The sequence below is a fragment of the Vibrio fluvialis genome (assembly GCF_900460245.1).
GTDB classification, from domain to species: domain Bacteria; phylum Pseudomonadota; class Gammaproteobacteria; order Enterobacterales; family Vibrionaceae; genus Vibrio; species Vibrio fluvialis.
In genome coordinates, this window is record NZ_UHIP01000002.1 from 1588469 (window position 1) to 1611930 (window position 23462).

Annotated in this window: 31 protein-coding genes and 1 tRNA gene; 7 read left to right on the top strand and 25 right to left on the bottom strand. The window is 47.5% G+C overall.

The features are described from left to right. Positions 1-33: 33 nt before the first annotated feature. From DYA43_RS22390 to DYA43_RS22405, 4 genes are read right to left on the bottom strand one after another with little or no spacing between them, the layout of a single operon-like run. Positions 34-405 (bottom strand): carboxymuconolactone decarboxylase family protein, encoded by a 372-nt coding sequence (locus tag DYA43_RS22390; RefSeq protein WP_024374545.1) that lies wholly within the window; start codon positions 403-405, stop codon positions 34-36. A gap of 56 nt (positions 406-461) precedes the next feature. After that, a complete protein-coding gene (locus DYA43_RS22395) occupies positions 462-818 on the bottom strand; it encodes a MerR family transcriptional regulator (protein ID WP_020328396.1) in 357 nt (118 codons plus the stop codon). A 20-nt stretch (positions 819-838) separates the two neighbouring features. Then, positions 839-1435, bottom strand: coding sequence for a GNAT family N-acetyltransferase (locus tag DYA43_RS22400; RefSeq protein WP_061055739.1), 597 nt, complete (start codon positions 1433-1435; stop codon positions 839-841). Between the two features lie 3 nt (positions 1436-1438). Further along, on the bottom strand, positions 1439-1852 hold the full coding sequence (locus DYA43_RS22405) for a GFA family protein (RefSeq protein ID WP_024374543.1): 414 nt from the start codon (positions 1850-1852) through the stop codon (positions 1439-1441). A 216-nt stretch (positions 1853-2068) separates the two neighbouring features. Here DYA43_RS22405 and DYA43_RS22410 point away from each other — a divergent pair, with 216 nt between their 5' ends. After that, a complete protein-coding gene (locus tag DYA43_RS22410; RefSeq protein ID WP_020328392.1) occupies positions 2069-2251 on the top strand; it encodes a hypothetical protein in 183 nt (60 codons plus the stop codon). Positions 2252-2450: 199 nt separating this feature from the next. On the opposite strand, the gene DYA43_RS22415 is transcribed toward DYA43_RS22410, so the two are convergent. From DYA43_RS22415 to DYA43_RS22470, 13 genes are all read right to left on the bottom strand, one after another. After that, a complete protein-coding gene (locus DYA43_RS22415) occupies positions 2451-2726 on the bottom strand; it encodes a DUF4242 domain-containing protein (RefSeq protein ID WP_020328390.1) in 276 nt (91 codons plus the stop codon). A 100-nt stretch (positions 2727-2826) separates the two neighbouring features. Further along, on the bottom strand, positions 2827-3024 hold the full coding sequence (locus DYA43_RS22420; RefSeq protein ID WP_020328389.1) for a DUF1289 domain-containing protein: 198 nt from the start codon (positions 3022-3024) through the stop codon (positions 2827-2829). A 5-nt stretch (positions 3025-3029) separates the two neighbouring features. Continuing rightward, positions 3030-3446, bottom strand: a complete 417-nt coding sequence (locus tag DYA43_RS22425; RefSeq protein ID WP_024374542.1) for a GNAT family N-acetyltransferase — start codon at positions 3444-3446, stop codon at positions 3030-3032. A gap of 114 nt (positions 3447-3560) precedes the next feature. Next, positions 3561-3734: a hypothetical protein gene (locus DYA43_RS23015; protein WP_020328387.1), complete on the bottom strand. Its 174-nt coding sequence runs from the start codon at positions 3732-3734 to the stop codon at positions 3561-3563. Positions 3735-3810: 76 nt separating this feature from the next. Continuing rightward, positions 3811-4347, bottom strand: coding sequence for a P-loop NTPase family protein (locus DYA43_RS22430; RefSeq protein WP_020328386.1), 537 nt, complete (start codon positions 4345-4347; stop codon positions 3811-3813). Positions 4348-4387: 40 nt separating this feature from the next. Next, a complete protein-coding gene (locus DYA43_RS22435) occupies positions 4388-4858 on the bottom strand; it encodes an ASCH domain-containing protein (protein ID WP_061055740.1) in 471 nt (156 codons plus the stop codon). Positions 4859-4945: 87 nt separating this feature from the next. Further along, positions 4946-5422 (bottom strand): pyrimidine dimer DNA glycosylase/endonuclease V, encoded by a 477-nt coding sequence (locus tag DYA43_RS22440; protein ID WP_061055741.1) that lies wholly within the window; start codon positions 5420-5422, stop codon positions 4946-4948. Positions 5423-5506: 84 nt separating this feature from the next. Next, entirely contained in the window at positions 5507-6217 is a 711-nt protein-coding gene (locus DYA43_RS22445; protein ID WP_061056085.1) for a 2'-5' RNA ligase family protein, read from the bottom strand. 58 nt (positions 6218-6275) lie between these two features. Beyond that, positions 6276-7013 carry an SDR family NAD(P)-dependent oxidoreductase gene (locus DYA43_RS22450; protein ID WP_061055742.1) on the bottom strand — a complete coding sequence of 246 codons (738 nt, stop codon included), beginning with the start codon at positions 7011-7013 and terminating at the stop codon, positions 6276-6278. A gap of 38 nt (positions 7014-7051) precedes the next feature. After that, positions 7052-7444 (bottom strand): DUF4260 domain-containing protein, encoded by a 393-nt coding sequence (locus DYA43_RS22455; protein ID WP_061055743.1) that lies wholly within the window; start codon positions 7442-7444, stop codon positions 7052-7054. Between the two features lie 151 nt (positions 7445-7595). Next, a complete protein-coding gene (locus DYA43_RS22460) occupies positions 7596-7814 on the bottom strand; it encodes a VF530 family protein (protein WP_081094705.1) in 219 nt (72 codons plus the stop codon). A 173-nt stretch (positions 7815-7987) separates the two neighbouring features. Further along, the gene (locus tag DYA43_RS22465) at positions 7988-8224 is read right to left on the bottom strand and encodes a hypothetical protein (RefSeq protein ID WP_061055744.1); all 237 of its coding nucleotides are present in this window, start codon (positions 8222-8224) and stop codon (positions 7988-7990) included. A gap of 200 nt (positions 8225-8424) precedes the next feature. After that, a complete protein-coding gene (locus tag DYA43_RS22470) occupies positions 8425-8991 on the bottom strand; it encodes a pyridoxamine 5'-phosphate oxidase family protein (protein WP_061055745.1) in 567 nt (188 codons plus the stop codon). 228 nt (positions 8992-9219) lie between these two features. On the opposite strand from DYA43_RS22470, the gene DYA43_RS22475 reads away from it, so the two are divergent. Further along, complete coding sequence (locus DYA43_RS22475) at positions 9220-9543, top strand: cupredoxin domain-containing protein (RefSeq protein WP_020328377.1); 324 nt, start codon at positions 9220-9222, stop codon at positions 9541-9543. 13 nt (positions 9544-9556) lie between these two features. Beyond that, positions 9557-10384 carry an FTR1 family iron permease gene (locus tag DYA43_RS22480; protein ID WP_061055746.1) on the top strand — a complete coding sequence of 276 codons (828 nt, stop codon included), beginning with the start codon at positions 9557-9559 and terminating at the stop codon, positions 10382-10384. Positions 10385-10647: 263 nt separating this feature from the next. Here the strand turns inward: DYA43_RS22480 and rplT are convergent, their stop codons facing one another. The 5 genes from rplT to DYA43_RS22505 form a co-directional block, all read right to left on the bottom strand. Further along, positions 10648-11001, bottom strand: coding sequence for a 50S ribosomal protein L20 (gene rplT, locus DYA43_RS22485; protein WP_004727974.1), 354 nt, complete (start codon positions 10999-11001; stop codon positions 10648-10650). Between the two features lie 42 nt (positions 11002-11043). Next, positions 11044-11238 (bottom strand): 50S ribosomal protein L35, encoded by a 195-nt coding sequence (rpmI, locus tag DYA43_RS22490; protein WP_004727973.1) that lies wholly within the window; start codon positions 11236-11238, stop codon positions 11044-11046. A gap of 112 nt (positions 11239-11350) precedes the next feature. Beyond that, positions 11351-11902 carry a translation initiation factor IF-3 gene (infC, locus tag DYA43_RS22495; protein WP_075989580.1) on the bottom strand — a complete coding sequence of 184 codons (552 nt, stop codon included), beginning with the start codon at positions 11900-11902 and terminating at the stop codon, positions 11351-11353. A gap of 3 nt (positions 11903-11905) precedes the next feature. Next, positions 11906-13834, bottom strand: coding sequence for a threonine--tRNA ligase (gene thrS / locus DYA43_RS22500; RefSeq protein ID WP_024375595.1), 1929 nt, complete (start codon positions 13832-13834; stop codon positions 11906-11908). 216 nt (positions 13835-14050) lie between these two features. Then, the gene (locus DYA43_RS22505) at positions 14051-15967 is read right to left on the bottom strand and encodes a DEAD/DEAH box helicase (protein ID WP_061055747.1); all 1917 of its coding nucleotides are present in this window, start codon (positions 15965-15967) and stop codon (positions 14051-14053) included. A gap of 376 nt (positions 15968-16343) precedes the next feature. Here DYA43_RS22505 and rnb point away from each other — a divergent pair, with 376 nt between their 5' ends. Continuing rightward, positions 16344-18350, top strand: coding sequence for an exoribonuclease II (rnb, locus tag DYA43_RS22510; protein WP_061055748.1), 2007 nt, complete (start codon positions 16344-16346; stop codon positions 18348-18350). A gap of 61 nt (positions 18351-18411) precedes the next feature. Here rnb and DYA43_RS22515 read toward each other — a convergent pair whose 3' ends face one another. Continuing rightward, the gene (locus DYA43_RS22515; protein ID WP_020328367.1) at positions 18412-18765 is read right to left on the bottom strand and encodes a DUF3024 domain-containing protein; all 354 of its coding nucleotides are present in this window, start codon (positions 18763-18765) and stop codon (positions 18412-18414) included. A gap of 217 nt (positions 18766-18982) precedes the next feature. Between DYA43_RS22515 and DYA43_RS22520 the strand changes: the two genes are divergently transcribed. Beyond that, on the top strand, positions 18983-19807 hold the full coding sequence (locus DYA43_RS22520) for a phosphate ABC transporter substrate-binding protein (RefSeq protein WP_020328366.1): 825 nt from the start codon (positions 18983-18985) through the stop codon (positions 19805-19807). Positions 19808-19857: 50 nt separating this feature from the next. Here the strand turns inward: DYA43_RS22520 and DYA43_RS22525 are convergent, their stop codons facing one another. Continuing rightward, positions 19858-20529 (bottom strand): MaoC family dehydratase, encoded by a 672-nt coding sequence (locus tag DYA43_RS22525; protein WP_061055749.1) that lies wholly within the window; start codon positions 20527-20529, stop codon positions 19858-19860. Between the two features lie 315 nt (positions 20530-20844). Then, a complete protein-coding gene (locus DYA43_RS22530) occupies positions 20845-21732 on the bottom strand; it encodes a LysR family transcriptional regulator (RefSeq protein WP_020328364.1) in 888 nt (295 codons plus the stop codon). 180 nt (positions 21733-21912) lie between these two features. Between DYA43_RS22530 and DYA43_RS22535 the strand changes: the two genes are divergently transcribed. Together DYA43_RS22535 and DYA43_RS22540 are read left to right on the top strand one after the other, a co-directional pair. Then, positions 21913-23169: an adenylosuccinate synthetase gene (locus DYA43_RS22535; protein WP_024375570.1), complete on the top strand. Its 1257-nt coding sequence runs from the start codon at positions 21913-21915 to the stop codon at positions 23167-23169. A gap of 178 nt (positions 23170-23347) precedes the next feature. Continuing rightward, positions 23348-23438 (top strand) — tRNA-Ser (locus tag DYA43_RS22540). Positions 23439-23462 lie beyond the last annotated feature (24 nt).

Genomic DNA, 23462 nt, shown 5'->3' on the forward strand with positions numbered 1-23462 from the left:
GAATGATGGCTGTGCTGCTCGCGTGTACATGGGTTATCGTTCCGCCAGCACCTCTTTAAAGGCAAACATCCCGTTCAATGCTGCGGGAAACCCGGCATAAACCGACATTTGCAGTATCACTTCCTTAAGTTCATCTTCAGTGCAACCGACATTGAGTGCGGCGTTAAGATGCACTTTTAACTGTGGTGTGCAATTGCCCAAAGCAGTCAGCGCCGCGACGGTGGCAATTTCACGCGACTTAAGATCCAGCCCTTCCCGGCTGTAGATGTCGCCAAACGGGTATTCCACCGTAAAGCGCGCCAAATCAGGACAGATACCCTGCAGGCTTTCCATCACTTTCTGACCCGCGTCACCATCGATTTCATTGAGTTTGGCCAGGCCGGCCGTAAAACGAGAGTGTGTCATTTCGATTCTCCTGTTAAATGAACAAAAGAACCTTACAAGTTAGAGTGCACTCTAAGTCAATGGATTTCCTGCGCTTTATACCATTCGATTTTTCTGTCCAGCGCTTGGAGATGGCTCAGTTGAGTGTCCAGATGGGCTTTGAGTTGTTTTCGATGTTCTTCAAGCAGTTGCTGACGTTCCGAATGACTTACTGTGCCACAAGCTCGTAGCTCTGCATACTGCAAAATGTCACCCAGTGGCATTCCGGTCTCTTTTAAACGGACAATAAACCGTACCCAGTCGACTTCTTTACTGGTGTAAACACGGCGTCCGCTCGGTGTCCGCTGGACATTTTTCAGCAGGCCTATTTTTTCGTAATAGCGCAGTGTATAGGTACTCAACCCGGTGAGTTCGGAAAATGCTTTGATATTCATTGAAACCTCGCTGAATCGATCTAACTGGCCGTGAGCCATTGTTCGCGGGTAATGTGGTAAAGGCAATGGCACTGTAGCGGATGGCCTTCGGGTAAGGCGGGATGAAGGAAATCTGCGTGACAGTTTTGCATACCCAATTTGCTCATCACTCGTTGCGATGGCTGATTAGTTAAAGCAGTGAATGCCAACACTTGCCTCAGGTCAAGCACAGCAAAGGCAAAGTGGAGTGCAGCCCTCGCGGCTTCGGTTGCGATGCCCTGCCCCCAGCAAGGTGAGGCCAGACGCCAGCCAATTTCGACACAAGGCGCAAATGGCAGAGCGCTGGTTTCTGCTTGCCGATGCAAACCGACAAAGCCGAGAAAATCGCCCGTTTCTTTGTACTCGACTGCCCAGAATCCCCAACCATTTTCGGCAATCAAAGATTGAATTCGCTTCGCCAGAGCATCACTCTCAGCCTGACTCAAAACGGCAGGGAAATGTTTCATTACCAGGACATCAGCGTTGATCTTAGCGAAGGCAGGGAAATCACTGTCACGCCATTGACGAAGAATAAGGCGTTCCGTTTCGAGGCAGGCTATTCGGCCCGCCTCGTATGTTAACTGGGGATCAGGAGGCATGACTCAAGCTTGTTTGTCAAACGTTGGCACACCTTCCGGTAACACCACCCAACTCAGTTTTTCACTTATCCAGACGTGCGCCGAAGGTTCAAACAGCGTGTCGTCTTTTAAGCCTACAGGTTTAAGTTTGAGCTTGATGATCTCTGGTTGCGCAGGGTTGAACTGGTAAATACGGTTGCCACAGGTGCTGCAGGAATAACCGTCATTCAAATTACCGCTGGCGGCAATACGTCCCCATTTGATCATTTCGCCGCTGAATTCAATCGCATCGGCGGGAATCATAGCAGTCACACTAAACGGTGCCGTCGAAAGCTTCTGGCACTCCTGACAATGGCAGGCAATCACTTTTTTCGGCGCGGCGTGAAGTTTGTAGCTCACTTGGCCACACTGACATGACGCTTCTATTGGGTAGTCCATACATATTTCCTATAGGTAAGAGTAAAGCGCGGTATCGGTCATCGGGCATGCCGCCCAAGCACCAAAGAAAGTGAGTAGCACGTCATCATCACCCACTCCGGATAAATGAGCGACGGCTAATTGGTAAAAATAATGTTTCATTTTTAACAGATGCACAACTCAATTTCTCGCCATATTTTAAAAAAGCAAATAATGATAATTATGTGAGGAAGTTCCATGAAAGTAATGATTCAGTATACTCAAACCGGCATGTACAAAGATGAAGCCTGGGAATCACCAGCACTTCATATTAAAGGCCAGCTGCACGCTGTGTCGCCTTCGTATGCCGTTCAGCTTATCCAACGTAATCAGGCGTGCCTGTACACGGATGAGAACAACAATCTCGTCATCAACTCATAATGATGAAGTGGGTTTGTTGCCTTTGGGGAATGATTGTAAATAACGATTAACAGAGTACACAGTTCTACGCTCAACGAGCTTGGTACTCTCTCAGGGAGTCCATGGTATCGGCGCTAAACCGGAACACACCAACAGGAGTAAGGTTTTCATGGATGATTCAATAGCAGCGACTCATTACACAACATGAGTCGCTGTTTTTTCAGGCTTCCGCACTGGTAGGGTCAATCACCGCATTCACCGGGTAGATTGCACTGACCGGAAACTCTCCCATCTCCGCATGCTTGCGAATCAGCGCTTCATCAGGCGCAATGTACACACAATACACTTTATCCGGCGTCACGTAGCTCTCAACCCACTGAATTTTCGGGCCTAAAACTTCCAACACGTTACATGATTTCTGTGAAATCGCTCTGAGATCGTCCTGCGTCAGGCTACCCGCCCCCGCAAGATCCCGTTCAATAACATATTTAGGCATACTTACCTCCTGTTTGTACCCGGTAAGTATAGACCAGCGATCCCTCGTTCATAAGTTGACAGACCAGTCACTGCAAGGCTTGAGCGCATAGTGGCATATTTCAACGGCGGTTGAATTTGGCGCGTTTTCTGGCAGCACAGCGCAATAGAATCTCCGCCTTTTCAGGCTCGCTTGATCGTGTCCAGGCAAGAATTTCTTCTAGCGTACGAAAACAGCCCAGACACACATCGTTGTCGTCCAGGCAGCAGTTACGGATACAGGGAGACGGAACAGCCGATTCGGATTCAGTGCTTGCCATAGCGATTAAACCAGCGATTTGGTCAGATAATAGCGTTCAGTGGACACCGGATGATCGTGCAGGATCATCTGCACTTCGTAACCCAGTTTTTCATAAAACGGTTTGGCTTGAAAACTGAACGTATCAAGCAGACAAGCCTGGCATCCTTTCTCACGGGCAAACGCCTCAGCCTGCAGCAGCAGATCACTGCCCAGTCCACGACCTTTGCGGTTTTTATCGACCCAAAGAAACTTAACCATGAGCCAATGGCCAAAAATTTCACCATAAAGCCCTCCCGTTTTGACACCGTGTTCATCTTCCGTGAAACAGGCAATATCGGTACGGTACACATGACCTAAATGCGGAAAATTGTGTTCGCGTAAGCCATTTCGGATGATCTCTATTTCGGCTTCCGTTGGTGTGGTGGTGATGGTCACTGACATATTAACTTCCTGATAATCCAGCATTAACGTTTCGTTATAATGCCTACACCATGCCACCAGAATAGAAAAAAAGCCAGACGATAAACGCTGGCTTTTTCAGTTTAATCGGGCATGTTAGCAGTTGCCCTTTTTGGCCTGCCCCGGAGGACAGAAACGGCCATAATCACCATCGTGTGAATCGCTTGATCTGACTTTCACGTCAACATCATCAACACGACCTTCCACACGGGTAAGCTGGCAGCCAAACAAGGTAAACGACACTGCGGCAATCAAAAGATAGTTTTTCATCGGACCTTACTCATTAGTGAGTTTTATATCGATATTTGATATTGAAAACTTTAACCAACCAAAGTCCGATGAATGTTCAGCGTACGTCAGAGCTTTTCAATAATTGCGCCGCTTGACGGGGATTGCGTAGATGAATAAAGCGTATGTGACTAAAGTCAGCGTCTTGCATCATCGTCAAATAACGCTGACGATTTTTGTAGTAAGTCTTTAGCGTCCACCACACGATGGAATCACGGCTGAAGAAACTTTTACGCAGCGACTCCCGGTTCCCTGTCCCGGGCCACAATTCACGGCCAGACAAGCTACGTGATACGGCCCGCTTTATCGCCTGGCAAGTGGTGCGCGTAAATGAGTAATCCAGCCAGATGACGGTATCCACCCGCTGCCACTTGACTGGTACAGTGCGATTGTAATTACCATCCAGCACCCATGCATCGCCACTTAACGCCTGTTCAACGCGAACGAAGAACTCTGCATCCGGTGTTTCTTCCCAGTTGGGTTGCCAGAATAAGGCATCCATCTCGATGTAAGGCGCGCAGATCTGCTGGCTAAGTTGACGGCCAAACGTCGATTTGCCACTTCCGCTGGTCCCAACGACATTAATTCGTTTCATGCTGGATCTCTCCCATCACTGATGAAAACCTTGATTCAGACTATTTAAGTGGAAACACTTTCTCAAAGTACTCGAGAACGATATCAGACTCTTCGTTGAACGCCACGCCAACTTCCTGAGCGTACTGCGTAAAGAAATCGATGTGAACTGCACGCCACCACGCGTACGTACCATCTCCCTCACCTTCAAGCGCAGCGAATTCCGCACTGATTTGATTGAAGGGCATCACTTCGACTTTGTTGAGGCGAATAATACACACGGGCTCCTGCTGCCAATTGAGAACAACCGTTATGCGTCCAACTTCTGGCAATGGTTCACTGTCGGCATCATAGCCCGCTTTCAGGCTACATGAAGCGCGTTTAACATCGTCATTTATTAGGCGAGCGCACTCGTTCGCGTTGTATTCATCCGCGCAGAAATATTCCGCCGAGACCTGTGGAATGGCTTCTTTTTGTGATGACGACAATGTCGCAAAGTATTCATCCAGCAATGCCTGTTGATCGGGGGTCATAAATGCTCCTTCATTGTGTTAAATGCGTTTACCGTTCCATGCACAAGAAACGGCCAACTTGGCCGCTTAGTTCGCGCTAGAGGCAGATTAAACCGTTTGAGCCGTCAACCACGCTGGTACCTCGCGTTTTGTCCAGCGGGCAAAACCCATTTTCTCAGCGAGATAAAAACGTCGGTAGGCACTGACCGCATCGCCACGGATTTTGTATTCATCCGGCATCGCTTGAGCAAACTCGGTCAGCCCAATCAATGGATACGTGTGCTGCTGAATCAGCTCCAATACTGCCATAGATTTGTGGTCTACCGATTTATCGTAACGAAACTTATACTCTGTATTCAATTCACGTACTAGCTCGGTCAACCAGAGAAAATTATCGTAAGATTCTTCAACCCACAAAACACAAGGATGTTTCACGTGAGTTGACTTGTAAGGTGTCTCAAAACCCTTTTTATTCAAAGCTGTACATAGCAATTGTACGCTTTCCAGAATCATTTTGACGACGTGTTGATCGCAATGATATTGCGCACATAACTTAATATCGTCATCCAGAATAAAAATATTCACGCCCGAACTCCCACGCTGCGATTTCCATAAACCTTCTTCTTACGCAAAAGTGGCGCGCAGGATCGATCAAATAGGTTGATTGAGCTATTTTTCGACACTAACTGGATAAGACAGCGAACATTGCGCCAATAATTGGGTGACGGCCCGCTGTTGATACCAATTATTAAACACCAGCTCACAGGCCGATACGTTCAATCTGCCAAATGAATGTTGGCGAAACTGCTGACACAGTTTACGCAGCGCTTTAGCATCATTCATAGGCGAACGGAAGCGTACTGCGCTGGCATGTGCGGTGACCAACTTATAGCGGCTATCGACGCTCGTTCTTAGTCCTGATTTTTTAAAACCACTCCTCAATTGATCGCGCAATTGACTCAACCCATGTCCGATGGGGTACCCCTGAATCACGATACATTCCGGCGAAGCACCGACTCCGCGAAATTCAATTTCTATCGGCTCAACGTGACTTAAAGCTTGCAGAAACACATCCGCATAGTGGTCAATGTCGATATCCGACAACTGAAAACCCGCTTCACAAGAGATGACCGACAGCAGGGTTAAATGAAGTTCGTTTTGCGGATAGAAATATTGCTCTGGTTCCAGCTTTCGGACCTGATGCAAAAACTCGTCGATATTTGCTGTCACTAACGGGCTGTTGGGCTGCAAATAGGCGAGCGCAGTGATACCCCGACGTGTATCGGCTTTGTCTTTGAGATAAGGATCCTGAACATACCGCTCATCACGAACGGCTTCACTGAAGTTATCCCACATGTTTTGGTAAATGGATTCTATCATTGCAAGCAATTGGCTGATGTATAGGCCACTATGATACCCAGCAACACGATGGCCTTTGTTAAGCGAGCGACAAACCACCATCGACCACCAAAGTATGCCCGACGATATAACTCGCTTTTGCTGAAATTAAAAACTCAACGGCGTCGACGATTTCATCAGGTCGGGCAAAACGTTCCATCGGTACCACTGCAGATACATCGTCACGTATTGAGGGGACTTCTAACTGGCGTTCATCCCATCTTGGCGTCCAGGTAACACCTGGTGCAACGGCGTTGATACGGATGCCTTGGGCAATATTTTCCAGAGCCAACGAACGAGTCAGCCCTTCCAGAGCATGCTTGGCGGCACTGTACATGGCTGCATTTGGCGTTGGTCTCAGGCCATTGACTGAGCTGATATTCACAATCGAGGCACCGGAAGACATCAAGCCAAGTTCATACTTCAGGCATAACGCTTGTGCCCAAAAATCCTGATTGAGCGTATCTTTGAGCAGGTAGTCGGCGACAGTCTCATACGCACCGCGCGATGCCAATGCTGGTGAAGCATTATTCACCGCGACATCCAGTTTCCCATACCGCGCGTCGATAGTGCCGAAGAAGCGAATGACCGCCTGTTCATCAGCAATATCCAAGGCATGGTAATCGACGGATTCCAATTGGGGATAATGCGCCACAGCCTGTTGCCAGATCGTTGGGTTTCGCGAGCAAGTGATAACCTGATAGCCAAGGGCCAACAAACGCAAAACCATTTCAAGGCCGATGCCTTTCGAGCCTCCAGTCACTAGAGCAGCTTTCATCGACTTCTCCTTTATATTCCTTTTCATGCCTGAGCGAATTACATCTCTTCGCTGTAGCGATCCCTGCCGATTCGGCCAAGATGCGTGTGGGTAAAGCCACTGCCGTATTTCAACCCATAGCCCAGTGCTCTATCAAACCCGATATGCGCGATCCAGATTGTGGCTAACGACAAAGCTAGAGATCCCCCAAGAATTACGCCAACAGCGGCCAATCCCAGTGGGATAAGTAGAGAATGTGTGATGTTATAAGCGACTGCGCCTACTACAGGGTTGAACATGTAACCTAGCAGCGCGATATCAGGCACAAGAAACAGCCAGCCAAACGAGCTCCAGCTAAATCCGGAGGTAGAGTAGAAAAGCAAAGAAATCAGAAGGATACAAAGCCCTTCCAAACGCAGTACAATTTTAGGCTGACCAGTAACAAATGACATGTTGATTCCTTGCAACACTCAATGCCTGAAAGAGCACCGGAACGACTTTTAATTAGTACCACGATGCCCGTGAAGCGCCATAGAAAACGGTGATAGTGAGAGATTTGAAGGGGCTTGGCCTGCTCAATATTGCAGGCCAAAGAAAGGATTATCAGGTAAACGTATTGATATACAGCGCTTCAACCTTATCTCTTGCCCACTGTGTCTTTCTTAAAAACTTGAGTGACGATTTGATCGACGGATCATTCTCAAAACAGTTCACTCGGACTTCGCGATACAAACCATTCCAACCATAGTATTCAACTAAACGAGTCAGGATTTTCTCAAGGGTTAATCCATGCAACGGATTATTAGGTTGTGGTTGGCTCATCAATTCTATTCCAATATCGAAGTAATTCGCCGCTGAATACCAGCGGCGCAAGCGGGCAGTCTAACAGATTCGAAGCATTCCACCCTATTCCTTTGTTCAAGGCTGGCGAGCCTTAATCATTTGCCTGTAAAGGCAACGAACCATTCATTGGGCATTAGATTGAACGATTGACGTTAAGCAACACTGAAAAGCGCGCAGACTACTGACAGTATTGCATACTCTTGAACTGTTACCTCATCTCTGTTTTTATACTCAGCCAAGCACTCTTTGATCGTTTCTGCCGTCACTGGTTTACCGCTGACAACGAATCCTTGCTCGGTAAGTTGTACCAGCTCTTCACGATATGTCGCAGCATGAACATCAATATAGGTGAGTGTGGTTTCTTTTTGCAAAAATTGTACGGTGACCATCAAGGCTCCTTTTCCGTGACACATAAAACGACGCATTCAGACTGTTCACTCCACGTTGAGAGCTATGGATTCATACACATTGTCGATGTAGACATACGCTAACATAGACGACATCAGGATTGGAAAGAGTGAACTTTGAAACAAGCGATCAGCTACAGTTATTCTCCTGCATAACGAGTTTTCTATAAATTAAACGACAATCAAGAAGTTAGTTTAATGTCCGCGCGATGCGCGATCTCCGTATCAAAACCATCAATACTGTTTTGGTTTTTCTTCAGCCAGTATTGTTCAATACCTTCCACGCCTTGGCGATCTGACCATTTAGCCAACTCATCGCGGTCGCCCTCATAATTGAAATAAGGTACTGACATTCCGCACGATGACTGCACCATATCAATATCCAAAAGAAAGATTTGGCGCGATGCGACACTGGCCGGAAAGAGCCCGACATACTGAGACCATTCACTATCCTTGGTGTGCAGTACTTTAGCTTCACCGTAGGCACGCAGAATCAAAGGAGCACCATCGAAAGCACAGAACATCACCGTCATTCGCGTATTTCTAAGCACGTGTGCCGCAGACTCGTTTCCACTCCCGGTCAAATTCAACCAAGCAATTTGCGTTGGACTGATCACTCTTAGTGAATCACTGCCTTTAGGAGAGATATTGACCCGCCCACTCTCTGCCGCCGTTCCCACAAAGTAGATCTTCTGCTGTGCGATAAACTCGATATGTTGATCCGATAATGAAGAAAATTGCTTGCCCATACGGATGCCTCCCTGACGTGATACTGATTTCCATGAAGAAGAAGTTGACGACCAAGCCATACTAACGGCTCTTGTTATGCATTGGATAGCATTATTGAGTCATCTTTTCGGTATCGGTTGGGTCAGAACCCGACTTGTCGGTCCACTCATTAAATTAAATAGTTTGTTACATTTACTAACAATAAATATAATAACCATTCTTATTTGGTTTAACTGAGATATTCATAGATGAAAAAATTCCTTCTGCTGCCACTCCTTCTGAGCGCGAGCCTGCCGGCACTGGCTGACACTCCTACTTTCGAGATTGAAATTAAGGATCACCAATTCCACCCAGCACAACTCGAGATTCCGGCACATCAACAGGTAAAACTGATTGTGAAAAACCTTGATGACACGGCTGAAGAATTTGAAGGTGAAGATTTCCATGCTGAAAAAGTGATCGCAGGCCACGGTGAAGCAACCATTTTGGTTGGTCCTTTCGGCCCGGGCGAATTTGAGTTTATCGGTGAATTCCATGAAGACACCGCTAAAGGTGCTTTGATCGTTAAGTAAGTGAGGAATACTCATGCTGAGTTCCGCAATTATTGTCTTTCGAGAGGTGCTGGAAGCCGCGCTTATTGTCACGATTCTGATGGCCGCCACTAAAGGCTTACCTGGCCGAACTCGCTGGATTTTCGGAGGTGCCACCGCTGGTCTCTTTGGCGCTTTAGCCGTCGCCTTCTCCGCAGGTGCCATTGCGTCAACTTTTGAAGGTATGGGGCAAGAACTGCTTAATGCTGGTATCTTGTTGACGGCAGTATTGATGCTTGCATGGCACAACATCTGGATGTCAAAGCATGCCCGCGAACTAGTCGCTCACTTAAAGCAGGTCAGCTCCAAAGTGAACGAAGGCTCATTGCCACTTTACTTCCTATCTGTCGCCACTGGCCTTGCGGTACTGCGCGAAGGTTCGGAAGTGGTTCTGTTCCTGTATGGTGTCGCGGCGGGCGGTGATTCGGGTATATCGCTGCTGACAGGCGGAATCTTTGGCGTCGTTTCGGGCATCATTGCAGGTGCTCTGCTCTACTTCGGCCTATTACGCATTCCGACTCATCTGCTGTTCAAAGTGACGGGCTGGATGATTCTGTTCTTAGCTGCAGGCCTCGCGGCGTCAGCGGCTGGTTATCTGATGCAAGCGGGCATTCTGACCGCTCAGGCACCATTATGGAACTCCAGTTCTATCTTGTCTGAACGTTCAATCGCTGGTCAGCTATTGCATATTTTGGTTGGCTATCAAGCTCGGCCAACTGCGATTCAGCTCACTTTTTACCTCGCTACCCTTGTGCTCATCTCTGTTGGCATGCGTTGGGCGAGTCGTTCTGAGTCCGCATCACGCAAAGTTTCCAAAATCTAAATCTCTCTACGGCTCCTTCGGGGCCGTATTTTTCCCTGCCAAATCCTCTGCCTCCTTTGTCAAAAAAACCACCTCCAGAACAGGAATACTAACGACGAAATCGTTAAATGGCCGAACACATCTGCGCGAGTTCGCTGACAAGTAACTTCGTATGAAAGTGAGGGACCGAGAGCTCTAGAAGGTATTTGAACTAAGAGACGAAGAATTCCAGAAAAGAAAAAAGGAGAGCAAATGCTCTCCTTCTCTTAAACCGGTTCTGCTAATTACAGAGCAGCTTTCGCTTTTTCTACAAGAACAGCAAACGCTGCTTTGTCGAATACTGCGATATCAGCCAGGATCTTACGGTCGATCTCGATTGATGCTTTCTTAAGACCGTTGATGAAACGGCTGTAAGATAGACCATTTTGACGAGAAGCCGCGTTGATACGTGCAATCCACAGTTGACGGAATTGACGTTTCTTAGCGCGACGGTCACGGTAAGCGTATTGACCAGCTTTAGTAACTGCTTGGAAAGCTACGCGGTAAACACGTGAACGTGCACCGTAGTAACCTTTAGCTTGTTTCAGAACTTTCTTATGACGTGCACGAGCTTGTACACCACGTTTTACGCGAGGCATTATGCTTCTCCTAAACTAAACGAATTAAAAACTAAAAACAAATTAAGCGTATGGCAGACAACGAACGATACCCGCAACTTCACATTTAGGAAGAATTGAGTTTGGACGTAGTTGACGTTTGTTCTTAGTTGTACGCTTAGTCAGGATGTGACGTTTGGTAGCGTGTTTGAACTTAAAACCACCAGCAGTTTTCTTGAAACGCTTAGCAGCACCTTTGTTGTTTTTCATCTTAGGCATGATGAATAACTCCGCATTGTAGTAGTTTAATAAACAACGTAATTAGGGCGAATAAAACCCAACCTCGTTACCTTAAGCAACTCGGCCAGGTTTATTACTTGCAAGCCGTTAATTACTTCTTCTTAGGGGCTAGAACCATGATCATCTGACGACCTTCAATCTTCGTTGGGAAAGATTCCACAACAGCAAATTCTGCAGTGTCTTCTTTCAAACGATTCAGAACGTCAACACCGATGTCTTGGTGAGCCATCTCTCGGCCACGGAAGCGAATTGTTACTTTCACTTTGTTGCCTTCTTCAAGGAAACCGGTCAGGTTGCGTAGTTTTACCTGATAGTCTCCAATATCAGTCCCAGGACGGAATTTAACTTCCTTAATCTGGATCTGTTTTTGCTTCTTCTTCTGCTCTTTAGCAGCTTTGCTCTTTTCGAAGAGGAATTTGCCATAGTCCATTACACGACAGACTGGTGGCTCGGCGTTAGGGCTGATCTCTACAAGATCCATACCAGCTTCTTCGGCTGCTGCTAGTGCTTCTTGGATCGAAACGATACCAACAGACTCACCGTCAGCGCCTGTTAAACGAACTTCACGAACGCCACGAATTTCACCGTTTAAACGGTGCTGGTTTTGTTTGGCCGGTACTTGGCCACGTCTTCCGCCTTTAATAGTTTATTCCTCCAGATTTAACTTACGGGCAGCAATCTCGGTCTGGATATGTGAAATAAAGTCATCCAGTTTAAACTTACCAAGATCTTTACCTTTACGTGTACGTACTGCAATTTCTCCGGCTTCCATTTCTTGGTCGCCACAAACCAACATGTACGGGACACGCTTTAAAGTGTGTTCGCGGATTTTAAAGCCTATCTTCTCATTTCTCAAGTCCGCTTTTGCTCGAATACCACATTTTTGTAGCTTTTGAGCCACTTCCTGAGCGTAATCAGCTTGTTTGTCTGTAATATTTACGACAACTGCTTGCTCTGGCGCCAACCAAGTTGGGAAGAAACCTGCGTATTCTTCGATAAGAATACCGATAAAACGCTCTAATGAGCCTAAAATCGCGCGGTGAATCATTACAGGTACCAAACGCTCGTTGTTCTCACCTACGTATGTTGCGCCTAGACGCGAAGGCAGGTTGAAGTCGAGCTGCACAGTACCACACTGCCACGCACGGTCCAGACAGTCGTATAGCGTGAATTCGATCTTAGGACCGTAGAATGCACCCTCACCCTCTTGAATTTCGTAAGCGATACCCATCGCTTCCAGAGAGTATTTCAGTGCTTCTTCTGATTTGTCCCAAATCTCATCACTACCTACGCGTTTTTCTGGGCGAGTAGACAGTTTCACGGCAATGTTTTCGAAACCGAAAGTGGTGTATGTGTCGTACACCATCTTAATGCACGATGTCACTTCTTCCTGAATTTGGTCTTCAGTACAGAAGATATGAGCATCGTCCTGAGTAAAGCCACGAACGCGCATGATACCGTGCAGCGAACCCGATGGCTCGTTACGGTGACATGAACCAAACTCTGCCATACGCAGTGGCAGATCACGGTACGATTTCAGACCTTGGTTAAAGATCTGCACGTGACCCGGACAGTTCATTGGCTTGATTGCGTAATCACGGTTCTCAGATGACGTTGTAAACATCGCATCTGCGTATTTGTCCCAGTGACCTGAACGTTCCCAAAGAACGCGGTCCATCATCAAAGGACCTTTTACTTCCTGGTAACCGTATTCTGTCAGCTTGTGACGAATAAAGACTTCCAGATCACGGAAAATAGACCAGCCATTGTGATGCCAGAACACCATACCTGGTGCTTCTTGCTGCATATGGAACAGGTCAAGCTGCTTACCGATCTTACGGTGGTCACGTTTCGCCGCTTCTTCCAGACGAGTCAGGTGAGCTTGCAGCGCTTTTTTATCGTGGAACGCAGTACCGTAGATACGTTGTAGCATTTTGTTATTGCTGTCGCCGCGCCAGTAGGCACCTGCCACGTTCAACAGTTTGAAGTGTTGGCAGAAGCCCATGTTTGGCACATGCGGACCGCGACACATGTCGATGTATTCTTCATGGTGATAAAGACCAGGACGATCATCGCGAGCAACGTTTTGGTCCAAGATTTCCATCTTGTATGGTTCTTGACGCGCTTCAAATGTGTCACGCGCTTCCTGCCAGCTGACTTTCTTTTTAACAACCTGATATTTGGTTTTCGCCAGCTCTTTCATGCGAGCTTCGATCTTCTCGATGTCGTCTTGCGACAGAGATTCTTCTAGATCGATATCGTAGTAGAAGCCGCTATCGATAGTTGGACCGATCGCCATTTTTGCTTGTGGGTAAAGTTGCTTCAGCGCATGGCCAAGCAAGTGGGCACAAGAGTGACGAACAATTTCCAGACCATCGACTTCATCTTTCGTGGTGATGATTTCAAGGCTTGCGTCGTTTTCGATCAAATCGCACGCATCAACACGAACACCATCAACACGGCCTGCAATGGTCGCTTTCGCCAGACCAGGACCGATAGATTGTGCAACTTCTAGAGTAGAAACCGGGTTGTCAAATTGACGCTGACTGCCGTCAGGAAGAGTAATAATAGGCATGAGATATCCTTACAGTGGTGTTGCACACTAAGCAACACATGTTCAGTTTGATTAAGTGAGCCATCGATGATCACTCGGTAACACGAATACCGGATTATCAACGGAAACCGAATTGTACCTAGCTCACATAACGAATGTAAAGTAAGAATATTTCAGGGAAAAGAAAAAGCCCGCAGATTATCCGCGGGCTCTCTTTATATATAGCAGCGTGAACTATTACGCTTCAGTGCGACGACGGCTGTGACCGCGTTCACCACGATGGTTACCACGGTGATCGCCACCACGGTTGCGATCGAAACGACGCTCACCACCTTCACGGCTGCCGCCTTCGCGGTTACCACGGAAGCCACCTTCACGACGAGCACCTTCGCGGCTGCCACCTTCACGGTTACCACGGAAACCACCTTCACGACGGCTGTTACCGCCTTCGCGACGACCACGAGACTCACGGAAGTCATCGAAGTCACATACAACAGCGCCAACTTCTTTCTGACGAATACGCAGCTTACGCAGTTTACCCGTTACATCAGCAGACATTTCTTTCGGCAGCTGAACAAATGTGTGACCTTGAGCCAGTTTGATGGCACCGATAGAGCCTTTAGTCAGACCCAGTTCGTTAGCCAGTGCACCAACGATGTCTTTTACTTGAACGCCTTGATCGCGGCCCACTTGCAGCTGGTATGTTTCCCAGTCAGTGTTTGTAGCGAACTCACCACGGCCACCAAACTCACGACGACCTTCACGACGGTCACCACCTTCACGACGCTCGCGGCGACGTGCTTTGTCACGTTCCATTGCTTCTAGCATTGGGTCTTCACCAACGTAGAACAGAGGACGTTTACCTTGCTGACGTTTCAGCAGGATTGCAGCCAGAGTCGTTGCATCCAGTTCCAGAGAAGCTTGCAGTTTCTCAACCAGCTCAGAGAATTTCTCCAGAGAAGTGTGCTCTTTCTCTGCTTCCAGCTCAACAGCCAGTTGGCTCAGACGTGCTTCAGCCACTTTATCGCGGTGTGGAAGTTGGATCTCTTCCATAGAAGAACGAGTAACACGTTCGATAGTACGTAGCATGCGGATTTGGTTAGTACGAACCAGCAGGATCGCTTTACCTTTACGTCCAGCACGACCAGTACGGCCGATACGGTGGATGTATGATTCCACATCGAACGGAATGTCGTAGTTAAATACGTGAGTGATACGTGGCACATCAAGACCACGAGCAACAACGTCAGTTGCTACCAGAATATCGATCACGCCTTGTTTGATGTGATCAACAGTACGCTCACGCAGAGACTGAGGAATGTCACCGTGCAGTGCCGCAGCTTTGAAGCCACGTGCACATAGCCAATCAGCCAGACGCTCAGTGTCTTGGCGAGTACGTACGAATACGATAGACGCGTCAGTTTCTTCAGTTTCAAGAAGACGAGCCATCGCTTCATCTTTCTCTACGCCTTTTACAACCCAGAATTGCTGCTCTACTTTAGCAACAGTTTGGTTAGAACCGGCAACGTCAACACGAGCAGGTTCACGTAGGAAGCGATCAACGATGTCTTTTACCATTGGAGGCATGGTTGCAGAGAACAGAACACGCTGTGCTGTTTCTGGTGCTTGTTCCATGATCCAAGTTACGTCGTCAACGAAGCCCATTTTCAGCATTTCATCCGCTTCATCCAGAACGAATGTATGACATTCGTCCAGGTGCAGACGTTCACGGCTGATCAGGTCTTTAACGCGGCCTGGAGTACCGACAACGATATGTGCGCCAGATTTAAGAGCGCGCATTTGATCTACGATAGAAGCACCACCGTAGATTTCTAGAACTTTCAAACCCTTGATGTTCTGGCCCAGATTTTTAATTTCTGCCGCTACCTGGATAGCCAGTTCGCGGGTTGGAGCCATTACGATTGCTTGTGGCTTGTACTGAGACAAATCCAATTTGTTCAGTAGTGGCAGCGAGAATGCTGCGGTTTTGCCTGTACCTGTTTGTGCTTTACCTAGTGCGTCGCGGCCTTCCAGAAGAAGAGGAATTGCAGCAGCCTGAATTGGAGTTGGAGAAACGAAGCCCATTTCGTTAAGGGCAGAAAGGATTGCACTGTTTAGTGCTAAGTCACTGAATTGAATGACAGATTCTTGCATGGGGATCCCACTAAAATAATGAATAACCAAGGTCCCACGTGCTTTACCATTCCAACTAATCCAAGAAAGTTGCTGAATCCGTTCAGATGCGGACGAGTATCAAAAAGCATCAAGCCACTAGGGACATCTAAGGGAGGCGGATTATTCCCTAAACGCATAAAAAAAGCTAGAAAAAATTGAAATTCATCACAATTTTTTCTCAGTAGTGATAAAATGCAGCCTCAGTAACGTGCTAACAGCCTTAATTCCAAGAAATTAGCTGATAATTTCAGCAATTAAACTAGGTTCAACCAGCGCTGAAAATCACGTTTTCGGTAGTAATAATCATAGTCAATGATTATAGTGTGCCCAATTAACCGAGTCAGAAATAAAAAAGATGTTTCAAGATAACCCGCTACTTGCCCAATTAAAGCAACAGATTCAAGAAAACCTGCCAAAAAAAGAAGGTCAAATTAAAGCGACCGACAAAGGTTTTGGTTTTCTCGAAGTCGACAGTAAAACCAGCTTCTTTATTCCGCCACCATACATGAAGAAATGTATGCATGGCGACAAAGTGGTGGCCATCATCCGTACGGAGAAAGAGCGCGAATTCGCTGAGCCGCAAGAACTGATCGAACAATCGCTGAACCGCTTTATCGGCCGGGTTAAACTCCACAAAGGCAAACTGAACGTTGCTCCGGATCACCCGCAACTGAAAAAAATGCCGCTCAAGGCAAAGACCAAGAAAGGTCTGAACCCTGAAGATTTTAAAGAGGGCGATTGGGTTGTCGCCCATCTGACTCGACATCCGCTGAAAGACGACAATGGTTTCTTTGCCGAGATTTCAGAAAAAATCACTGACGCCGATGACAAGATTGCACCTTGGTGGGTGACGTTGGCCGAAAACGATCTGCCAAACTGCGAACCTGCGGGTATCGAAAACTGGGAACTTAAGGACGACGCCGATCTTGAGCGTACGGATCTGACGACTATTCCATTCGTCACCATTGATGGTGAGTCAACCAAAGATATGGACGATGCGCTGTATGCGAAGAAACTGGAAAACGGTAGTTTCGCCCTGACTATTGCTATCGCCGATCCGACCGCCTACATCACACCTGAAGATGATATGGATAAAGTGGCGCGCGAACGTGGCTTCACTATCTATCTACCAGGCCGCAACATTCCAATGTTGCCACGCGATCTGGCAGATGAATTGTGTTCATTGATCGAAAATGAAGTGCGCCCTGCCCTGTGCTGCACGGTAACCGTCGATAAAGATGGTGTGATTGGTGATGACATTCGCTTCTTTGCAGCCAACATTAAGTCGCATGCCCGTCTGGTCTACGATCACGTTTCAGACTGGCTCGAAACAGGCTCAAGCGACGCCTGGCAACCAAGTGAAGAGATTGCTCAGGTTGTCCGTGACCTTTACGAGTTTTCTCAGGCACGTGCAAACTGGCGTGAGACACACGCGGTTGTTTTCCCTGATCGCCCTGACTATCGTTTCGAACTGAGTGAAGACAACGATGTCGTCGCCATTCACGCCGATTCTCGTCGCACGGCAAACCGTCTGGTTGAAGAATCGATGATTACCGCGAATATCTGTGCAGGTAAAACACTACAGGCCGCATTTGGTACTGGTGTGTTCAACACACACGCTGGCTTTAAGCCGGAGAAAGTCGCGGATATCGTTGAGCTGATGAACTCGCACGGTGCACAATGCAGCGAAGAGAGCGTAAACACGGTTGAAGGTTTTGCCGCTTTGCGTCGCTGGCTGTCTACCCAAGAGACTTCTTATCTGGATAACCGTATCCGTAAGAGCCAGAGCTACAGTGAAATTGGTAACCAACCACTGCCTCATTTTGCGATGGGCCTGGACGTTTATGCGACCTGGACATCACCGATTCGTAAGTACGGCGACATGATCAACCATCGCATGCTGAAAGCACATATTCTAGGTAAAGAATCTGTGCAAAAGCCGGATGAAACAGTTGGCGAAGAACTGGCTCTGCACCGCAAACACCATAAGATTGCAGAACGCAACGTGGCTGACTGGTTGTATGCCCGCACTCTGGCAGAAGAACCAGCAAAAGAGACTCGCTTCACCGCTGAAATCTTCGATATCAACCGTCCTGGCATGCGTGTTCGCTTACTAGAAAACGGCGCAATGGCTTTCATCCCTGGTGCGCTGATTGTTGATAATAAAGAGCGTATCGAGTGTAACGGCGAAGAAGGTACAGTATCCATCGATAAAGAAGTCGTGTACAAACTGGGCGATACGCTGGAAGTGGTTCTGACTGAAGTAAATCAAGAAAACCGCAGCGTAGTGGCTAAGCCAACTCAGGTTTTTGCAGATGCGCCAGCCGCTCCAGAAGCCACCGAGGAGCCAACCGAGGCTTAATTACCCACGCTCAAAAAAGGCATTCAAATGAATGCCTTTTTTATTGTTCCCGTTTTGTCCATCAGGACCAGAAATAAGATTTAGGATCTTTTTCTACTTCCCGAATCAACGCGGTCAAATCACCACTTTTGGATAAATAAGGGTATGGCATCCATTCCGGAGATTCACCCAGACCAGAGGGTACATACAGCGCCCACAGCCGGGACTCTTCTTCCCAGATCACTTTGGCCACCGGGCTGGTGTAATCACAATGGGCCGAGTCCAACTTGAAGTGGCTCTGAATAAACTGCACCCCATTTTCAATGGATTCAAATCCGGATTTGCCCAATTCCGCGGGTAAACTCTGATTTCGATTGTGACAAACCAGCTCCGCTCTTCGTTCTATCTGACGCTGCAGTAAACTAATAACCGCCATGACTCCCTCAACGCCTTACTCAACCCGCCGACCGACTCAGTATCTCCTGAAAGAACTGAATTTTCTATGATCTCAATGTGTTTTGAGTATAACCCATCCCCCTTAAACCGGAGACATTTCACACAATCCCATGTGAACAGGCCGATGATTCACAAAAGTGTCATCTAAGCGACATAACATAATGCCCTGTTCTATTACCTATTTTTGGAGTTCACTTATGCTACGGGTCGCGCTTGCTGCTCTTTGCTCACTTTCTCTTTTGACCTCTTTTGCGCAAGCGAGCGAGATTAATGTCTCTGGTTCCACGTCGGTTGCCCGCATCATGGATGTGCTCGCAGAAGAATACAATGCAACACACCCGGATAGTTACATCGCGGTTCAGGGTGTCGGTTCTACCGCGGGGATCACTCTGCTGAAAAAAGGCGTGGCGCACATTGCCATGAGTTCTCGTTATCTGACCGAAAGCGAAGAAGAGGATTCTCTCAATACCTTTTTACTTGCTTACGATGGTTTGGCGGTCGTGGTAAACCGCGCGAATCCTGTCAGCGATCTGTCGCGTGAACAGCTGTATGACATTTATAAAGGCAAAATTAATAACTGGAAACAAGTCGGCGGTAACGATCAGAAAATCGCAGTAGTAACACGCGAAGCCTCTTCGGGTACCCGTTACAGTTTTGAAAGTCTGCTCGGGCTAACCAAAATCATCAACGATCGTTTGGTGTCGGACATTAACCCGAATAACCTGGTGGTCAACAGCAACAGCATGGTGAAAACTCTGGTTAACCACAACTCGCAGGCGATTGGTTTCATCTCAACAGGCTCAGTAGATAAGTCGGTTAAGGCGATTAAGTTTGAAGGCATCGATGCAACGTCTAAAACCATTGCCGACCACAAATACGCGTTGTCACGTCCTTTCCTTATCCTGCACTACACCGACAAGGACAGCAAAGAAGCAAAAGCGTTTCTCGATTTCCTGCGCTCAGAGAGAGCCAAAGCGCTGATTGTCGAGTACGGATACATTCCGGTCGGCGAATATAAATAACGCCCACAAAAAAGGAGAGCCTCAGCTCTCCTTTTTCATTTTTAATACGCTTAAAAGTGCAGTTGAATCACCGAGACCACCACGCAACCGGGGCGGCGAACGCCTTCAATCTCAACCTTGATTTCACGCTCGATTTCCAGGCCTTTCTTGATTGGCGTCACTTTAGACAACGTACTCACTGCGCGAACCCGACTGCCCGATTTCACCGGATAAGGAAAACGTACCGAATTCAGACCAATATTCACGACCAACTTCGCGGTCGGGAAAAGTGAGTTATCCGCATCCACACTGTCTGTCAGTTTTGGCAGCAGAGCTAACGTCAGAAAACCATGAGCGATCGTTGTTTTAAAAGGCGACTCAGCTTCTGCCCTTTCAGGGTTAGTATGAATCCATTGCATATCTCCCGTGACAGCACCAAATTGGTTAATGCGATCCTGATCCACCAGAATCCAGTCACCCGTATGGATAACTTCACCAATGTTTGGCATCAGTTCGTCATACACAGCCTGAGCTTCGGGCTTAAGCACGATAGGCTCCGGCATCTGTACATCTTCATTCGCTGACTGATGAAACTCTTTTACCCAAGAGAACAGCTGACGATTGTTGGCTTTGCCTAAGAATTCGTCCCAGTATTCGCGCATAGCAGGAGACACCCACTGCTTAAATTCAGCGTGCTTAACAAGATTTTCTGCACGATGTTTAAATAGATCCGCGACTTTCATCAAAACCTCATTCTTAACTAAGAAGAAATGCTAACGTCCTAATTTTGAAGTACTTCACAGTAACCTGCAAACACTTTCGGGCGTACATGCGTATACTCAACCTTTATTTTTTGTTTATTTTCAAAAGGTTATCAATAAAACATTATTTTATTAGCATTTCAAAAATTAGAGTAAATACACGAGTATTTTAGGCAAACTTTGTACTGAATTTTCTATTCGGGCTTGTCGTTAACTGTAGACAATGACGCGTCCAATAAGCAAATTTGTTGATTTTTAAAGCAATATGCATTCGACCACCAAATACGGCAAACGTTCTCAATTGACATGAGGCGAGCGGATAATTTCTTCGTCCACCCAATGCAGCAGCTTTTTGATTGCTTTCGACAGTACCTGATTCTGACGCACAATATAGCCTAAACTGGCCGAAGGAAAAGTCGGTAAGGGTGTGATGGTGGATTGAAGATTGAGCTTGGGATGCAATGCGAAATCCGGAACAATCGCGATACCGAATCCGGCTTCTGCCCAGTCAATCTGTGCATCGACACTGCCGACTTCCATAATGCGATATTTAGGCAATTTTAAATCCGGCAATGCCGGATCCATTAAATCTCGCGTGCGGGTATCGTGTCCCAGCAAAATTAAGGTTGGCGCTTCAAGATTATCGACCACCTCCCCGTTCTGCCACGCTTCCAAGCCATTTCCCAACGCGCACCACTTCACCTGCTTAAGCTCAGTAAAATGCAGTGGTTGACTCTCTTTTTGCGCCATCACAAAGCCAAGATCTGCTTTGGCACTCTTGACCAGATCCGCAGCCTGCGACGACGTCGTATTCAGCAGCGTCAGATCTATTCCGGGAAATTCCGACTTAAACGATTGGAACGGTCCAATCAGTAACCAGCGGGAAATAATGTCACTGGCAGCAATGGTGAGTGTGCCTTGGCAAAGGTCGTTAATCGCATTGAGATCGGCTTGGCAACTTTGTAGCTCCATCAACGTATTTTGCGCGCTCTGCAACAAACGTTCACCCGCCTGAGTCAGACGAAAGGGATTACGTTCAATGAGCTTTACCCGTGTGCTCTGTTCAAGCTGTTTGATGTGCAAACTGACGTTTGGCTGGGTCATGTGCAACTCGCTGGCGGCTTTCCCAAAGTGCTCAAGACGAGCCAACGTCACAAATGTGTTGAGCCAGTGGAGATCAAGCATATCAGCTCCTGAACGATAGAAAGGACGGTGAAGGCGCGACCTTCAGTACGATAAGCGCTTACATTTAGTCGTTAAAATTATCCCGATATGAATTTCTTATCAAGCCAATAATGATTATTAATTTTTCTTATTTCAGTCCGCCCCCTAGGATAGATTGGTAACTTTTGAGGAGATTAAAACATGTCGTCTATCGTTGTTGTGGGTGCAAACTGGGGTGATGAAGGTAAAGGCCGTATTGTGGACTATTTGGCAGATAGCGCCGCAGCGAGCATTCGTTTTCAAGGCGGTAATAACGCCGGCCACACCGTTGTAAATGACTTTGGTACATTCAAACTGCATCAACTGCCAAGCGGCGTGTTTAACCCAGGTTGTCTTGCCGTTCTCGGCCCAGGTATGGTTATCAGCCCTGCTCCACTTTCTCAGGAGATTGCGGAAGTAAAAGCGGCAGGTGTTGACGTTAACCTATGCATTTCAGATCGTGCGACGCTATGTCTGCCATTGCATGCACTGGAAGATACACTGGAAGAAGAACGCCTCGGTGATGGCGCTTACGGTTCAACACGTCAGGGTATCGCGCCAGCATACGGCGACCGCGTCATGAAGAAAGGTATTCTGGTCGGTTGGCTGAAGCAACCAGAAGTATTGCGTGAGCGTATCCAATTCATGCTGGACTGGAAATTGCCTCAATTGAAAGCGCTTTACCCGTCATTTGAATTTTCTCAAACCGCAGAAGAAATGACCGAATGGCTGTTGGAAGTTTCTGCGCCATGGCGCGACGCGATTTGTAACGTGAGTCAACCGCTCAAAGCGCTGCAAGCGAAGGACGAAAACCTGCTGTTTGAAGCGCAGCTGGGTGCGGGTCGTGACTTAGTTTACGGCGAATACCCATGGACAACTTCTTCCAACGTAACGGCTGCCTATGCTGGTTTGGGTAGTGGCTTGCCAGCACTGCGTCCAGAGCGCGTGATTGCGGTAGCAAAATCATTCAGTTCATCAGTGGGTACCGGTACGCTGATCACGGCGATGGAAGAGCAAGACAGCTTCCGTGAAGCGGCAAACGAATACGGTGCAGTAACAGGTCGTCCACGCGATATGGGCTACTTTGATGCTGTAGCGACCCGCAACGGTGTTGAACTGCAAGCAGCAACTGAAGTTGCGCTGACTAAACTAGACTGTCTGAGCGGCATGCAAGATCTGAAAATCTGCGTCAGCTACGCAGGTGAACACAGTGAAAACCCAATTTGGCCACAAACTTCTGCTCTGGCACCGGTTTACGAACAGATGGAAGGCTGGAACGAAGACATCACAGGCTGCCGCACGTTTGAAAGCCTGCCTCTAGCCGCTCAACATTACGTTCAACGTGTTGAAGAACTGATGGGTGTGCCGGTGAAAATGATCTCTGTGGGCCCAGAACGCGCACAAATGATCCTACGCTAATCAAAAACTAGTGAAACTGAGGCCGACAATTCCTGTCGGCCTTTTTTATATCCAAAATCATCGAACGAGCATGACGTCATCGATTAGCTAAATTTGCAAAAAATGGTTGTATATTGCGCAGTTAGCATCATGACGTATTTACATCACTATCATTGACGAGTATAGTTCGTCGCACTACGGAGAGATGGCTGAGTGGTTGAAAGCACCGGTCTTGAAAACCGGCGTACGTTAATAGCGTACCTAGGGTTCAAATCCCTATCTCTCCGCCACATTAGAAAAAGCCGCTGAGCAAT

What these genes read in the sequence shown, in the direction of transcription:
- DYA43_RS22390 (WP_024374545.1), bottom strand. Translation starts at nt 405, where the DNA reads ATGACACACTCTCGTTTTACGGCCGGCCTGGCCAAACTCAATGAAATC.
- DYA43_RS22395 (WP_020328396.1), bottom strand. Translation starts at nt 818, where the DNA reads ATGAATATCAAAGCATTTTCCGAACTCACCGGGTTGAGTACCTATACA.
- DYA43_RS22400 (WP_061055739.1), bottom strand. Translation starts at nt 1,435, where the DNA reads ATGCCTCCTGATCCCCAGTTAACATACGAGGCGGGCCGAATAGCCTGC.
- DYA43_RS22405 (WP_024374543.1), bottom strand. Translation starts at nt 1,852, where the DNA reads ATGGACTACCCAATAGAAGCGTCATGTCAGTGTGGCCAAGTGAGCTAC.
- DYA43_RS22410 (WP_020328392.1), top strand. Translation starts at nt 2,069, where the DNA reads ATGAAAGTAATGATTCAGTATACTCAAACCGGCATGTACAAAGATGAA.
- DYA43_RS22415 (WP_020328390.1), bottom strand. Translation starts at nt 2,726, where the DNA reads ATGCCTAAATATGTTATTGAACGGGATCTTGCGGGGGCGGGTAGCCTG.
- DYA43_RS22420 (WP_020328389.1), bottom strand. Translation starts at nt 3,024, where the DNA reads ATGGCAAGCACTGAATCCGAATCGGCTGTTCCGTCTCCCTGTATCCGT.
- DYA43_RS22425 (WP_024374542.1), bottom strand. Translation starts at nt 3,446, where the DNA reads ATGTCAGTGACCATCACCACCACACCAACGGAAGCCGAAATAGAGATC.
- DYA43_RS23015 (WP_020328387.1), bottom strand. Translation starts at nt 3,734, where the DNA reads ATGAAAAACTATCTTTTGATTGCCGCAGTGTCGTTTACCTTGTTTGGC.
- DYA43_RS22430 (WP_020328386.1), bottom strand. Translation starts at nt 4,347, where the DNA reads ATGAAACGAATTAATGTCGTTGGGACCAGCGGAAGTGGCAAATCGACG.
- DYA43_RS22435 (WP_061055740.1), bottom strand. Translation starts at nt 4,858, where the DNA reads ATGACCCCCGATCAACAGGCATTGCTGGATGAATACTTTGCGACATTG.
- DYA43_RS22445 (WP_061056085.1), bottom strand. Translation starts at nt 6,217, where the DNA reads ATGATAGAATCCATTTACCAAAACATGTGGGATAACTTCAGTGAAGCC.
- DYA43_RS22450 (WP_061055742.1), bottom strand. Translation starts at nt 7,013, where the DNA reads ATGAAAGCTGCTCTAGTGACTGGAGGCTCGAAAGGCATCGGCCTTGAA.
- DYA43_RS22455 (WP_061055743.1), bottom strand. Translation starts at nt 7,444, where the DNA reads ATGTCATTTGTTACTGGTCAGCCTAAAATTGTACTGCGTTTGGAAGGG.
- DYA43_RS22460 (WP_081094705.1), bottom strand. Translation starts at nt 7,814, where the DNA reads ATGAGCCAACCACAACCTAATAATCCGTTGCATGGATTAACCCTTGAG.
- DYA43_RS22465 (WP_061055744.1), bottom strand. Translation starts at nt 8,224, where the DNA reads ATGGTCACCGTACAATTTTTGCAAAAAGAAACCACACTCACCTATATT.
- DYA43_RS22470 (WP_061055745.1), bottom strand. Translation starts at nt 8,991, where the DNA reads ATGGGCAAGCAATTTTCTTCATTATCGGATCAACATATCGAGTTTATC.
- DYA43_RS22475 (WP_020328377.1), top strand. Translation starts at nt 9,220, where the DNA reads ATGAAAAAATTCCTTCTGCTGCCACTCCTTCTGAGCGCGAGCCTGCCG.
- DYA43_RS22480 (WP_061055746.1), top strand. Translation starts at nt 9,557, where the DNA reads ATGCTGAGTTCCGCAATTATTGTCTTTCGAGAGGTGCTGGAAGCCGCG.
- rplT (WP_004727974.1), bottom strand. Translation starts at nt 11,001, where the DNA reads ATGCCTCGCGTAAAACGTGGTGTACAAGCTCGTGCACGTCATAAGAAA.
- rpmI (WP_004727973.1), bottom strand. Translation starts at nt 11,238, where the DNA reads ATGCCTAAGATGAAAAACAACAAAGGTGCTGCTAAGCGTTTCAAGAAA.
- thrS (WP_024375595.1), bottom strand. Translation starts at nt 13,834, where the DNA reads ATGCCTATTATTACTCTTCCTGACGGCAGTCAGCGTCAATTTGACAAC.
- DYA43_RS22505 (WP_061055747.1), bottom strand. Translation starts at nt 15,967, where the DNA reads ATGCAAGAATCTGTCATTCAATTCAGTGACTTAGCACTAAACAGTGCA.
- rnb (WP_061055748.1), top strand. Translation starts at nt 16,344, where the DNA reads ATGTTTCAAGATAACCCGCTACTTGCCCAATTAAAGCAACAGATTCAA.
- DYA43_RS22515 (WP_020328367.1), bottom strand. Translation starts at nt 18,765, where the DNA reads ATGGCGGTTATTAGTTTACTGCAGCGTCAGATAGAACGAAGAGCGGAG.
- DYA43_RS22520 (WP_020328366.1), top strand. Translation starts at nt 18,983, where the DNA reads ATGCTACGGGTCGCGCTTGCTGCTCTTTGCTCACTTTCTCTTTTGACC.
- DYA43_RS22525 (WP_061055749.1), bottom strand. Translation starts at nt 20,529, where the DNA reads ATGAAAGTCGCGGATCTATTTAAACATCGTGCAGAAAATCTTGTTAAG.
- DYA43_RS22530 (WP_020328364.1), bottom strand. Translation starts at nt 21,732, where the DNA reads ATGCTTGATCTCCACTGGCTCAACACATTTGTGACGTTGGCTCGTCTT.
- DYA43_RS22535 (WP_024375570.1), top strand. Translation starts at nt 21,913, where the DNA reads ATGTCGTCTATCGTTGTTGTGGGTGCAAACTGGGGTGATGAAGGTAAA.